Below are 13,351 nucleotides of genomic sequence, written 5' to 3' on the forward strand. Positions count from 1 at the left end.
TGATAAAAATCAGGAGGTGTACTATATGAAGAAAGTAACAAATGTATTCTGGATAGCGTTGGGTCTTGTCATTCTGGCAGTTGCCTACGGCGCGATAGCACCAGGAAGTTTTGCAGAAGTTACCGGGAATATAGAAGGATTCCTGACAACTTCGTTCGGCTGGTATTATTTATTAATTGTTTCGCTAATGGTATTGTTCTGTCTGTTCTTCTTAGTCAGCCCAATGGGCCAGATTCGATTGGGGAAAGACACCGACAAACCAGAATTTTCGTTTGGTTCATGGATTGCAATGCTCTTTTCAGCAGGCATGGGAATTGGGCTCGTCTTCTGGGGAGCGGCTGAACCGCTGTCCCATTTCGCGATTGACCCCGCTACCGCAGAGCCTGGATCAATAGAAGCGTTCCGGGAATCCATGCGTTTCACCTTTTTCCATTGGGGCATTCACGCTTGGGCAATTTACGCAGTTGTTGCATTGTCGCTAGCGTATTCCCAGTTCCGAAAAGGCGAACCCGGATTAATCTCCGCGACGTTAAAACCGATTTTCGGCAATAAAATGAACGGGCCACTTGGTGTTGCAGTCGACGTTATTGCTGTATTTGCAACAGCGGTCGGCGTAGCTACTACGCTTGGATTCGGGACCGTGCAGATCAATGAAGGTTTGTCCTTCTTGATCGACGGAATCCCAAGTAACAACTTTACCGTGCAGCTAATCATCATTGCCGTTATCACGGTATTGTTCTTAATTTCTGCATGGAGCGGATTAAGCAAAGGAATTAAGTACTTGTCCAACACCAATATGGTGCTGGCCATTGTCTTGCTTGCTTTGGTCATTATTCTTGGACCGACTTTATTGATTTTAAATACGTTCACAGATTCCTTTGGAGCATACTTCCAGAATCTGATGGGTATGAGTTTCCGCGCAGCACCGGTTGATGGCGAGAACCGCGCGTGGATTGATGGCTGGACCATCTTTTACTGGGCATGGTGGATATCATGGTCGCCATTCGTAGGGATTTTCATCGCCCGCATTTCAAGAGGGCGGACAATTCGACAATTTCTCGTTGGGGTTTTATTGATCCCGACTATAATCAGTTTCATCTGGTTCGCGGCTTTCGGCTCTACGGCTATGGATGTACAAAATAGCGGCGTCGATTTGACGGGCTTGCTGACATCTGAAGTGCTCTTTGGGGTATTCAATGAACTGCCGATGGGCATTATCTTGTCGATCATTGCCGTCATGCTGATTACGACATTCTTCATCACTTCTGCAGACTCTGCGACATTCGTCTTAGGGATGCAGTCCACGAACGGTTCGTTGAATCCGGCCAATTCGATCAAATTGATTTGGGGAATCGCCCAGTCGCTGATCGCTGTGATCCTTCTTTCTGCAGGTGGCTTGGATGCCCTGCAGACTGCGCTGATCATCGCCGCATTCCCGTTCTCGTTCATCATGCTGATGATGATGGTATCATTCTACAAAGCAGTTACACTGGATTACAAAGCAACAAAAAGAAAACGCTAAAACGAAAACCGCCGCTTCGGCGGTTTTTTGCTTTTTAAGCGTGTATAATAGAGAAAGTGTTTTTAACGAATGGAGGAAATCTTGTGAATGAAAAACCGCATGTTTTATTAGTTGACGGCATGGCGCTGTTGTTCCGCTCTTTTTTTGCAACATCTGCGGTCGGGCAGTATTTCCGAACGTCAGAAGGGCTTGCAACGAATGCAGTGCAAGGCTTTGCCCGCCATGTACTGGCAGCGAAAACGATGATGAAGCCGACCCATATGGCCGTGTGCTGGGACATGGGCGCTCATACGTTCCGCACAGATATGTTCGAGGGGTATAAATCGAACCGCCCGGCGCCGCCGGATGATATGCTGCACCAATTCGATTTAGCGAAGAAAGTCTCCGAGGAGCTTGGCTGGATGAATTACGGCGAAAAAGGAATCGAAGCGGATGATTTTATCGGCTCGTTCACGAAGCAATGGGAAGGCAAAGCGCAGTTCACCATTATCACAGGGGACAAGGACATGCTGCAATTACTGAATCCTTCAGTGGAGATTGCTTTCATGAAAAAAGGTTTCCATGTCTATGATGTCTACACAGAGATCCGGTTCAAAGAAGAGTATGGCATTGAGCCAGGCCAATTCGCCGACGTCAAAGCGTTCATGGGAGATGCCAGCGACGGCTATCCTGGCGTTAAAGGCATCGGACCGAAAACTGCGCTGCAGTTAATCCAGAAATACGAATCTGTTGACGGCGTACTGGATGCCTTGGATGAATTAAAACCAGCCCAAAAGAAAAAGATAGAAGAGCATAAGGATATGCTGCTGCTATCTAAGGAATTGGCGGTCATTAAATGCGATATTCCGCTCGATGTGTCGCTGGATGAAATTACGGTACCGAATTACACAAACGACCACGTTCAGCTCTTCGACGGCCAGGAACTGAAATTGCTGGCGCGGCAATTGGAGAAAAGCGTGCTGCCAGTCAATCCATTTGAATAGGAACGATTTTGACGAAAGTCAAAAACTTCCGGTTCTTTTCATAAGAAACCGCCTGCAATCTGCTGGGGCGGTTTCTTTTTCCGTTGTCGTGGAAATACAAGATCAAATCATTTTCCCGCTCCTCGAAGCCGATCAGCGGAACCCAATGGTAATTGAAAAGCGGTTTTGAAAACCAGTTAAACGAAAACCAGCGGTCAAACTTCATCGCGAGAGGACGCCCAGCCGCTAGTTCTTTTTTCGCTTCTTCAACCGAATGGATCTTTTCAATGCGATAGCGGCCGGCGGTCAGTTTGATAAACTTCCGGACGAGGCGCCATGTGAACAGGCCGATGCGTGTCGTGCCAAGCGCGCCGTATAGCTCACCGGCGTTCCAGTCTTTTTTTTCATGATGGCGGAGAATGGCTGCCGCTGTGACAGGCCCGCACGCAGAACCTTGCCATTTCGCATCAATTTCCGGGTCATATTGCGACATGCCGTTAAAAGGGATGAGAATTTTCATCAGCACAGCCTCCAGCCGGGAGTAATGTAAGCTCTCTTTATAGGGAAGAGAGGCTTCGTTCCGTTTCAGTCAACAAGTTTTTCAAAGCAGCCCGGAATGTCGTGTAGACTTCAAGTTCCACTTGAATGCCAGCGTGGACAATTTCCCGCACGAAGCGTGGATTGAAGCCGACGTAAATTGGGCGAAGGCCCATCAACTTTAAGGCACTGTTCAAATGCGTCAATTCGTTCGCCAGCTCATTGTAGTCAAACGACTCTACGTCTTCCATGCGGACACCGGTAAAATCAAAAATCACACGTTCGGTTTCACGGTGTTTCTCAGCATATTCGAGCACTTTTGAGCGGATCGTTTCAAAGCGGCCACGGAAGATGAAGCCGGCAATCGGCACCAAAATGGTGTTTGACAAAATCGACGGGATGATCGGCGCGGACATATTGTGTATGACTTTTTCGTAATGCGCAACTAGTTTCTTCAATTCTTGTATTTCTTTAGTTTGTTCCATGAGACACCTCAATGTATATGTTTGCTTCTATTATATCCTAAATACAGCCAAATGATGCACTATACGTAACGCAGGAAACCAGGTTTCAGAATACAAGGTTTCAGCTTACTGATACTCTGCAAAACAGACCCGCTAAACATATGCCCTTGTCTTTGTTTCTATATCGGTGCACTAGCTTCGATACATAGAAGGGCTTAGGAGCGAAATGAAAAGGGCTGCCGAGAATTTCTCGACAGCCCGGAATAGCGAATTCCGTAATCACTTTAGTAGACTTTTATTTTTCCTGGCTGGACAAAAAATCTGTCACGGATTCAGGGGATTTGGCATTCGCACTGTGGAGGTGGGCTGTTTTTTCACCGTTTTTGAAAATCAGCAAGCTCGGGATACCCATGACGTCGTATTTGTCAGCAAGCTCCGGAAGCTCGTCGCGGTTTACATCAAACCATTGATATTGATTGAATTCCTCGATGATCGGGTCGATGAACATATCCATGCGCGTGCAGTCAGGGCACCAGCCAGCTTGGAATTTGACGATGACCGGCTCCGTGCCGCCGATGATTTCGTTGAATTGCTCGTTCGTTGTAATGGGTTTCATAAAATCTCCTCCTAATTAATCTTTAATCAGTGTACCTTGCAGATTGTCTTTCGAAAAGAAATTAATCTCAAGGTCCAGGAAATTTCTAACGATTAAATATTGCGAAAATAGAAAAAATACTTTAAACTAAGGACATAGAGAACGTTCTATTTTTTTTACTTAAAAAATGAATGAGGATTCATTCAAAAAATACTGGGAGGGTTTTCGAGTGGCATACCAAATTAAAAAAGCGGCCGTCATCGGTTCCGGCGTCATGGGATCGGGCATAGCGGCACACCTTGCAAATATCGGAATTCCGGTTTTATTGCTGGATATCGTTCCGCGTGAATTATCAACAGAAGAGCAAGCAAAAGGCTTAACTTTGGAAAATCGCCAAGTGCGCAGCCGCATTGCTGCTACAGCAGTGCAGAAATTGCTGAAACAAAAACCGGCGCCTTTGGCAGCGAAAAAGAACCTTCAGCTAATCACACCAGGAAACTTGGAAGATGATTTGGATAAACTGAAAGACGTGGACTGGATCATTGAAGTCATTGTCGAAAACCTGGATGTCAAAAAATCATTGTACGAAAAATTAGATGCAGTAAGGAAACCCGGCACGATTATCTCGTCCAATACATCCGGCATCAGCATCAACGCGATGGCGGAAGGGCGCACGGAAGACTTTGCTAAGCATTTCCTCGGCACGCATTTTTTCAACCCGCCGCGCTATTTGAAGTTGCTTGAAGTGATTCCGGCCCAAATGACATCTCCGGAAGTGCTCCAATTTATGAAAGATTTCGGTGAAGACCGTTTAGGCAAAGGCGTTGTCGAAGCAAAAGATACGCCAAACTTCATCGCCAACCGCATTGGCACATACGGTTTACTGGTAGCGGTGCGCGAAATGCAGAACCGCGGCTATTCAATCGGCGAAGTGGATTCAGTGACTGGGCCATTGATCGGCCGTCCGAAATCAGCGACATTCCGTACTTTGGACGTTGTCGGGCTCGATACATTCATGCACGTTGCGAAAAATGTCTACGACCAAACGACCGGTGAAGAACAGCAAGTATTCGAAGCACCTGCTTTTATGAAGAAAATGGTGGAGAACGGCTGGCTCGGCGCAAAATCGGGGCAAGGCTTCTTCTTGAAGAAAGATAAAGAAATCCTGGAGCTTGATCCGGAAACCTTGGAATACCGGTCAGCCGGAAATTTAAAAACGCCTTCACAGGAAATGGCGAAGCAGCAAAAAGGCTTGAACGCAAAAGTAAAAATGCTTGTTTACGCAAACGACCGCACAGGCGAATTGCTGTGGAACTTGCTGGCTCCGACATTGCGCTATTCCGCTCAATTGCATGGTGAAATCGCTGATGACATCGTTGCCATCGACAACGCCATGAAATGGGGCTTCGGCTGGGAACAAGGGCCGTTTGAAATATGGGACGCAATCGGTGTGCGCGAATCGGCCGCTAAGATGGCAGATGAAGGACATGTGATTCCAGCGTTCGCACAAAGCTTGCTTGATAGCGGCAATGAAAGCTTCTATAAAGAAGAAAAAGGCGACCTTTATTTCTTCAATGGCACAGATTACACGGCAGTGCCGGTCAACAGCAAAGTGATCGACTTGAAGCGCTTTAAGAAAAAGCACGGCGTCTTGAAGTCGAATTCGGGCGCTAGCTTGATTGACCTCGGTGACGGCATTCTGCTGCTTGAGTTCCACTCACGCTCAAACGCAATCGGCTTGGACATCATGCAGATGATCAATTACGCAGTCGATGAAGTAGAGAAAAACCATAAAGGGCTCGTCATCGGCAACCAAGGCAAGAACTTCTGCGTCGGCGCGAACTTGGGGATGATTTTAATGGAGGCTCAGGACGACAATATTTTCGAACTGGACTTTACGATCAAAACATTCCAAAACGCGTTAATGAAGATCAAATACAGCTCGAAGCCTGTTGTCGTCGCACCGTTTGGCATGACGCTAGGCGGCGGTGCGGAAGTGGCGCTGCATGCAGCGCATATCCAAGCTTCAATGGAAACGTATATGGGGCTTGTGGAAGCAGGCGTCGGGCTGATCCCTGGCGGCGGCGGAAACAAAGAACTATATATCAAGCATTTGAAAGGCTTGCCGCATGGCGTGACATTTGATTACCAAAACGTTGCAAGCAACGTATTCGAAGCGATTGCGATGGCGAAAGTCTCGACATCCGCTGAAGAAGCGCGCGACACCAACTTCTTGAACTTTACAGACGGCATCAGCGTCAACAGCGATCACTTGATCCATGACGCCAAACAAGCTGCGCTTAATTTATATGAAAATGGCTATCAGGCGCCAGTACGCGAAAAAGTGCCAGTCACTGGCGAACCAGGCTATGCAACGCTTTTGCTGGGCGCAGAAGGAATGCACATCTCAGGCTATATTTCCGATTATGATTTGAAGATCGCAAAAAAATTGGCACATGTCCTATCAGGAGGAAAGCTTCCTTACGGCACATTGGTGGACGAGCAATACCTGCTCGATTTGGAGCGTGAAGCGTTCTTGAACCTGGTGTCAAAGCCGAAAACACAACAACGGATGCAGCATATGCTGGTCAAAGGCAAACCGCTCCGGAACTAATAGCTTGATATTAAAGGAGGAAAAAGAAATGCGCGAAGCAGTAATCGTGGCCGGAGCAAGAACACCGGTCGGAAAAGCGAAAAAAGGCTCTTTAGCGACTGTGCGGCCGGATGATTTCGGCGCATTGGTAGTGCGGGAAGCATTGAACCGGGCAGGCTATGACGGTCCGATAGATGATTTGATCATGGGCTGTGCAATGCCGGAAGCGGAGCAAGGTATGAACATCGCCCGCAACATCGGTGCATTGGCAGGTTTGCCGGATACAACGCCGGCAGTGACAGTCAACCGTTTTTGCTCGTCAGGTTTACAGTCGATTGCCTATGCTGCCGAGAAAATCATGGTCGGCTCTGCGGAAGCGGTCATCGCTGGCGGAGTCGAATCGATGAGCATGGTGCCAATGATGGGCAATGTCATCCGCCCCAACGCAAAATTGGCGGAAACGGCACCCCAGTACTACATGAGTATGGGCCATACAGCTGAACAAGTAGCAAACCAATACGGCGTCAGCCGAGAAGACCAGGACGCATTTGCCGTCCGTTCGCATGAGCGAGCGGGTGCAGCAATTGCAGCTGGCAAATTCGATGACGAAATCGTGCCGGTCGAAGTGACCAAACGATTTGTCGATGAAAACAATAAATACCAGGAAAAAACGTTCATGTTCAAGATGGACGAAGGTGTGCGCGACGGCACGAACATCGGCGGCTTGGCCAAATTGCGCGCAGCCTTTTCTGCCCGCGGCTCGGTGACAGCTGGGAATTCGTCGCAGACATCTGACGGTGCAGGCGCATTATTGGTAATGGACCGGGAAAAAGCGGAAGCGCTTGGGCTTAAGCCTTTGGCTAAATTCCGTTCATTCGCGACAGGCGGGGTTCCGCCTGAAGTCATGGGCATCGGCCCGATCGTGGCAATTCCGAAAGCCTTAAAACTGGCCGGCTTGTCAATCAGCGACATCGACGTCTGGGAATTGAACGAAGCTTTCGCTTCGCAATCGCTGGCTGTTGTCCGCAACCTCGGCATCGACATCGATAAAGTGAATTTCAACGGCGGAGCAATTGCCCTTGGGCATCCGTTGGGCGCAACAGGGTCGATTTTGACCATCCGCATGATGAGTGAATTGAAGCGCCAAGGCAAGCAATTCGGCGTAGTGACGATGTGCATCGGCGGTGGAATGGGCGCAGCAGGCGTCTTTGAAATGCTATAGAAATTAACAGTGAACCAATAAAAACAAGGAGGAATTCACAATGGAACAAGAAAAAACATTGATCAAAGGCGGCAGTTTCCTTATCGAAGAGGCAGACCTTTCCCGTGTCTTCACACCAGAAGATTTTACAGAAGAACATAAAATGATTGCCAAAACGACCGAGGATTACGTCAACACCGAAGTAATGCCTGTCGTGGAAAAATTGGAAAACCACGAGTTTGAACATTCCGTGCGCTTGCTGAAATCAGCTGGCGATCTTGGCCTGCTAGGAGCAGACGTTCCAGAACAATACGGCGGACTTGGACTTGATAAAATCGCTTCAGCATTAATTGCTGAAAAAATGTCGAAAGCCGGCGGATTTTCAATCACGCACGGCGCACACGTCGGCATCGGTTCATTGCCAATCGTCCTTTTCGGCAACGATCAGCAGAAACAGCAATATTTGCCGCGCTTGGCGACAGGCGAAATGATCGCTGCTTATGCATTGACTGAGCCGAGTTCAGGGTCAGACGCATTGGGCGCAAAAACAACTGCTCGCTTGAACGAAGCTGGCACGCATTATGTGCTGAACGGGGAAAAGCAATGGATTACCAATGCCGGTTTTGCTGACGTCTTTGTGGTATATGCGAAAATTGATGGCGATAAATTCTCAGCGTTCATCGTTGAACGTGCTTATGCCGGCGTTTCAGTCGGACCGGAAGAAAAGAAAATGGGCATCAAATCTTCATCTACACGCACATTGATCTTAGAAGACGCGCAAGTGCCTGTGGAAAACCTTTTGGGCGAAGCAGGGCGCGGGCACATCATTGCGTTTAACATCCTGAACATTGGCCGCTACAAATTGGGAGTGGGCACAATCGGAGCTTCAAAACGCGCGATGGAAATCACGATTCCTTATACAAATCAGCGCCAGCAATTCAAGACGCCGATTTCATCGTTCAACTTGACTCGCGAAAAATTGGCGACGATGGCTTCTCACTTATATGCTGTAGAAAGTTCGGTTTACCGCACAGTCGGTTTGTTCGAAGACCGCATGAGTGATTTCACGGATGAGCAGCAGGCTGACGGCAAATTGGTGGCCGATTCAATCGCTGAATTTGCAGTTGAATGTTCGTTGAATAAATTCTTCGGCACAGAAACGCTTGATTACATCGTTGACGAAGGCGTTCAGCTTCACGGCGGGTACGGCTTTATGCAGGAATACGAAATCGAGCGCATTTACCGCGATTCCCGCATCAACCGCATTTTTGAAGGAACGAATGAAATCAACCGTTTGCTGGTTCCGGGTACGTTATTGCGCAAAGCATTGAAAGGTGAGCTTCCGCTACTTCAGCACGCACAGAAGTTGCAAGAAGAATTGCTGATGATGATGCCAGAAGAAGTGGGCACAGAAGCTTTGGCGCAGGAAAAATATCTTGTCCGAAACGCGAAGAAAATCGCTTTGTTGGCAATCGGCTTAGCGGCGCAGACATACGGCACGAAATTGGAGCAGGAGCAGGAAGTTCTCGTGAACATCGCCGACATCGTCAGCAATGTCTTCGCGATGGAATCTGTCGTTCTCCGCACAGAGAAAGCAATTGCGGCATCAGGCGAAGTAAAAGCGCAGCAGAAATTGCTGTACACGCAGATTTATTGCCAGGAAGCATTCGATAAGATCGAGAAAGACGCGAAAGAAACATTGATCGCAGCAATCGAAGGCGACAACCAGCGCATGATGCTTTCTGCATTGCGCAAATTAACGCGTTCGACGCCATACAACGTTATCGCGAAAAAACGCGAAGCGGCAGTCAAATTGGTCGAAGCAGAAAAATACGTGGTGTAATAGGGACCAACAGGCTCATTCGGTGAGCCTGAAAACGAAAAGAGGATTGGGCAGGGGGCCTAATCCTCTTTTTGCGTTATTCGGGAGGCACAAGCGAAGGGAGTATTTTACATCGACGCAGCGCCCGCGATTTGGTAAGCTTGGAAAAAAAGGAGGATTTTTCTTGATTACCTATTACGCATATCCGAAATGCACAACTTGCCGAAAAGCGAAAAAATGGCTGGACGACCAAGGGATTGAATACAACGAGATCAATATTGCGGAAGCACCGCCTTCAAAAGAGCAGCTCAGCGAAATTTATGGAGCGAGCGGAGTCGACTTGAAGAAGTTTTTCAACACAAGTGGCATGAAATACCGCGAGCTTGGCTTGAAAGACAAGTTGCCCCAAATGAGCGAAGAAGAACAGTTGGAATTGCTGGCTTCTGACGGCATGCTCATTAAACGTCCGCTGGCTTACGGCTACGGCAAAGTGACACTCGGGTTCAAAGAACAGGACTTTGAGTCCAGCTGGAGATAGAGCAATTGATTTCTTGTATTTCCGATTTGTTTATGTCAAACTTAGATATGAGTAAACTACATAATATGGAGGGTTTTCGATGAGTACACCACTAGAACTTCGTTATTCAAAAGAGCATGAATGGGTCAAGGTAGAAGGCGCGACAGCACGGATCGGCATTACTGATTTTGCACAAGCTGAACTTGGAGATATCGTTTTTGTCGAATTGCCGCAAGTTGGTGACGAACTGAAAAAAGACCAGCCTTTCGGCAGTGTCGAGTCTGTTAAAACTGTTTCTGAACTTTACGCTCCAATCAGCGGAAAAGTACTGGAAGTAAACAGTGAGCTTGAAGATAGCCCGGAATTTGTTAACGAATCCCCTTATGAAAATGCGTGGATGGTGGTAATCGAATCCCCTAGCGAAGCTGAATTGGGCGAATTGATGACAGCTGAGCAATACAAAGAAATGATCAACGAGTAATTCCAAAGCGCCTTTGTGGCGCTTTTTTTATACACAATTCTGGACATACTTTCCGAGCGAGGTGTTGCTTTATGGAAAAAGTGATTGTGGTGGAAGGAATCAGCGATAAAGTGAGGATAGCGCCGCTTATTGCAGAACCCGTGACGATTCTTTGTACAAATGGTACAGTAAGTGCAACAAGGCTTGAAGAATTGCTGCTGCCGTTTGAAGAAATGGATATCATCATATTGGTGGACGCGGACAAATCAGGCGAGAAGCTGCGCAAACTGGTGAAGCGCGAGTTTCCGGAAGCCCGCCATTTCTATATCAACCCGAGCTACAAAGAAGTAGCTGCTACACCTATCCGCATCCTGATGGATATACTGATATCAGCAAACGTTCAAGTCAATAAGTTTATAGCTGAGGGATGAAACCGCATGAATGAATGGACACATAAAGAATGGCTGAAAGAGAAAAATACAAACGACGTGGCTGCTTACTACCTGTATGCGCCGATGTGCGGAACTTGCCAGATTGCTTCGAAAATGCTGGAGGTCGTGCAGGAACTGGTACCGGATCTGCCAATGGGAAAAGCAAACTTGAACTATGTGCAGGAAATCGCTTCGCTGTATCAAGTGGAAAGCGTCCCATGCCTGCTCATCACGCAAAATGGACAGCTGAAAGAAAAGATTTACGCGTTCCAATCCGTACCTTATCTGTATGGAAAGTTAAAATCAGTTGACGTATAAATCCAGGCATGGTAAATTAAATTTCTGAAATTAATTAAATATCGTTACTCTTATTAAGAGTGGTGGAGGGAAGTGCCCTATGAAGCCCGGCAACCGTCATGAAAATGAAATGGTGCCAAGTCACGCGAAGCTGAAACTTCGGGAAATGAGAGATCGGTTCAACTTTTTAAGTTACCCTTCTGCTCATTTCTGCGCAGAAGGGTTTTTATTTTTGGATTAGGAGTGTTTATGGAATGATTGAACTTAAAAAGTTATCGAAAGTGTTCGATACGGGCAAAGGCTCGTTGACAGCGGTCGATGGAGTGGAACTGGACATTGCACCAGGCGAGATTTTCGGCATCATCGGCTATAGTGGAGCGGGCAAGAGCACGCTCATCCGTTTATTGAACGGATTGGAAAAGCCGACGTCGGGGTCAGTCGTCATCAACGGCCAGGACATCACAGCGATCAACAGCAAGGACTTGCGCAAAGCACGCCAAAAAGTCAGCATGATTTTCCAGCATTTCAATTTGCTGTGGTCGCGCACCGTCAAAGAGAATATCGAATTCCCGCTTGAAATTGCAGGAGTGCCGAAAGAAAAACGCGCTGAGCGTGTCTTGGAACTTGTGGAGCTTGTCGGCCTTACCGGAAGAGAGAACGCGTATCCTGCGCAGCTATCCGGAGGGCAAAAGCAGCGCGTCGGCATTGCCCGTGCTTTAGCGAACAACCCGGAAGTGCTGCTATGCGATGAAGCCACTTCTGCATTGGATCCGCAGACGACCGATTCGATCCTGGATTTATTGGTGGATATCAACAAACGCTTAGGATTGACGATTGTGCTGATCACCCATGAAATGCATGTCATCCGCAAAATCTGCCACCGTGTCGCCGTCATGGAAGGCGGCCGCGTCGTCGAATTGGGCGACGTGCTGAACGTTTTCCAGGCGCCAAAAGAAAACATCACCAAACGATTTGTTGCTCAGGTGACAGACACCGAAGATTCCCAGGCAACCATTAAGCATTTGCGCGAACTGTATCCGTCGGGTGTCCTCATCAAACTGGTATTCGTCGGAGACCAAACCGAGCAGCCGATCTTAACGAAACTGATTCGCAAATACCCTGTCGATATCAACATTGTGCAGGGGAATATCGCACATACGCAAAGAGGGGCTTATGGAACATTGATCTTACAAATAAAAGGCTCACAGCCTGAAATTGATGAAGCGATCGCCTTCCTTAATGCAGAAGACGTCCAAACGGAGGTGATGGCAAATGATTGAGTCATTATTCCCGAACGTCGACTGGAATGATATGTGGGAAGCTACGCTCGAAACCATTTACATGACCGCGATGTCGACATTCTTCACGTTTGTCATCGGTTTGGTGCTCGGCATCGTCCTATTTTTGACAGCACCGAAGCAATTATGGGCCAACAGCATTGTCAATTGGCTGACCGGTGCATTCGTCAATATTTTCCGTTCAATTCCGTTCATCATCTTAATCATTTTACTGATTCCATTCACGAAGTATATGATCGGAACGATTCGCGGACCGAACGCCGCATTGCCGGCGTTGATCATCGGTGCTGCACCATTTTATGCACGCATGGTATTGATCGCCCTGAAAGAAATTGACAAAGGCGTAATCGAAGCTGCCCGGTCAATGGGTGCAAGCACGTGGACCATCATTCGCAAAGTGCTGCTTCCAGAATCAAAACCGGCACTTATTTCCGGCATCACGGTGACAGCCATTGCCCTTGTCGGTTATACCGCAATGGCAGGCATCATCGGAGCCGGCGGCCTTGGCACCCTGGCGTTCCTTGATGGTTTCCAAAGAAGCCGTCAAGACGTCACACTTATGGCCACGATCCTCATATTGATCATTGTATTTGCCATCCAGTTTATCGGTGACCGTTTGACTGTAAAGTCGGACAAACGCTAATCATAAAAA

14 protein-coding genes and 1 riboswitch are annotated in these 13,351 nt (G+C 47.8%); of the genes, 11 read left to right on the forward strand and 3 right to left on the reverse strand.

Annotation, left to right across the window (positions count from 1 at the left end; all coding sequences use genetic code 11):
- Nucleotides 1–25: 25 nt before the first annotated feature.
- The gene (locus tag AC4EHJ_RS15455) at nt 26–1,522 is read left to right on the forward strand and encodes a glycine betaine uptake BCCT transporter (protein ID WP_490976499.1); all 1,497 of its coding nucleotides are present in this window, start codon (nt 26–28) and stop codon (nt 1,520–1,522) included.
- A gap of 83 nt (nt 1,523–1,605) precedes the next feature.
- The gene (locus AC4EHJ_RS15460; RefSeq protein WP_490976500.1) at nt 1,606–2,505 is read left to right on the forward strand and encodes a 5'-3' exonuclease; all 900 of its coding nucleotides are present in this window, start codon (nt 1,606–1,608) and stop codon (nt 2,503–2,505) included.
- Here the strand turns inward: AC4EHJ_RS15460 and AC4EHJ_RS15465 are convergent.
- The 3 genes from AC4EHJ_RS15465 to AC4EHJ_RS15475 form a co-directional block, all read right to left on the reverse strand.
- Complete coding sequence (locus tag AC4EHJ_RS15465; RefSeq protein WP_490976501.1) at nt 2,489–3,004, reverse strand: C39 family peptidase; 516 nt, start codon at nt 3,002–3,004, stop codon at nt 2,489–2,491. The genes AC4EHJ_RS15460 and AC4EHJ_RS15465 overlap by 17 nt on opposite strands.
- A 37-nt stretch (nt 3,005–3,041) precedes the next feature.
- The gene (locus AC4EHJ_RS15470) at nt 3,042–3,506 is read right to left on the reverse strand and encodes an STAS domain-containing protein (protein WP_490976502.1); all 465 of its coding nucleotides are present in this window, start codon (nt 3,504–3,506) and stop codon (nt 3,042–3,044) included.
- Between the two features lie 274 nt (nt 3,507–3,780).
- Entirely contained in the window at nt 3,781–4,101 is a 321-nt protein-coding gene (locus AC4EHJ_RS15475; protein WP_490976503.1) for a thioredoxin family protein, read from the reverse strand.
- A gap of 208 nt (nt 4,102–4,309) precedes the next feature.
- Between AC4EHJ_RS15475 and AC4EHJ_RS15480 the strand changes: the two genes are divergently transcribed.
- The 9 genes from AC4EHJ_RS15480 to AC4EHJ_RS15520 all read left to right on the forward strand — a co-directional run bounded on the left by AC4EHJ_RS15480 (nt 4,310) and on the right by AC4EHJ_RS15520 (nt 13,342).
- Nucleotides 4,310–6,694 carry a 3-hydroxyacyl-CoA dehydrogenase/enoyl-CoA hydratase family protein gene (locus tag AC4EHJ_RS15480; RefSeq protein WP_490976504.1) on the forward strand — a complete coding sequence of 795 codons (2,385 nt, stop codon included), beginning with the start codon at nt 4,310–4,312 and terminating at the stop codon, nt 6,692–6,694.
- A gap of 28 nt (nt 6,695–6,722) precedes the next feature.
- The gene (locus tag AC4EHJ_RS15485; RefSeq protein WP_490976505.1) at nt 6,723–7,895 is read left to right on the forward strand and encodes an acetyl-CoA C-acetyltransferase; all 1,173 of its coding nucleotides are present in this window, start codon (nt 6,723–6,725) and stop codon (nt 7,893–7,895) included.
- 40 nt (nt 7,896–7,935) lie between these two features.
- Entirely contained in the window at nt 7,936–9,717 is a 1,782-nt protein-coding gene (locus tag AC4EHJ_RS15490; protein ID WP_490976506.1) for an acyl-CoA dehydrogenase FadE, read from the forward strand.
- Between the two features lie 163 nt (nt 9,718–9,880).
- The gene (locus AC4EHJ_RS15495; RefSeq protein ID WP_490976507.1) at nt 9,881–10,234 is read left to right on the forward strand and encodes an arsenate reductase family protein; all 354 of its coding nucleotides are present in this window, start codon (nt 9,881–9,883) and stop codon (nt 10,232–10,234) included.
- A 79-nt stretch (nt 10,235–10,313) separates the two neighbouring features.
- Nucleotides 10,314–10,694, forward strand: a complete 381-nt coding sequence (gene gcvH, locus AC4EHJ_RS15500; RefSeq protein ID WP_490976508.1) for a glycine cleavage system protein GcvH — start codon at nt 10,314–10,316, stop codon at nt 10,692–10,694.
- A 71-nt stretch (nt 10,695–10,765) separates the two neighbouring features.
- Nucleotides 10,766–11,104, forward strand: a complete 339-nt coding sequence (locus AC4EHJ_RS15505) for a toprim domain-containing protein (RefSeq protein WP_490976509.1) — start codon at nt 10,766–10,768, stop codon at nt 11,102–11,104.
- Nucleotides 11,105–11,110: 6 nt separating this feature from the next.
- Complete coding sequence (locus AC4EHJ_RS15510) at nt 11,111–11,422, forward strand: thioredoxin family protein (RefSeq protein ID WP_490976510.1); 312 nt, start codon at nt 11,111–11,113, stop codon at nt 11,420–11,422.
- Between the two features lie 47 nt (nt 11,423–11,469).
- Nucleotides 11,470–11,574, forward strand: a riboswitch (SAM riboswitch).
- Nucleotides 11,575–11,655: 81 nt separating this feature from the next.
- A complete protein-coding gene (locus tag AC4EHJ_RS15515) occupies nt 11,656–12,681 on the forward strand; it encodes a methionine ABC transporter ATP-binding protein (protein ID WP_490976511.1) in 1,026 nt (341 codons plus the stop codon).
- Complete coding sequence (locus AC4EHJ_RS15520; RefSeq protein ID WP_490976512.1) at nt 12,674–13,342, forward strand: methionine ABC transporter permease; 669 nt, start codon at nt 12,674–12,676, stop codon at nt 13,340–13,342. The genes AC4EHJ_RS15515 and AC4EHJ_RS15520 overlap by 8 nt, the downstream gene beginning before the upstream one ends.
- Nucleotides 13,343–13,351 lie beyond the last annotated feature (9 nt).

This window comes from Planococcus sp. TJ-301, from assembly GCF_058268475.1.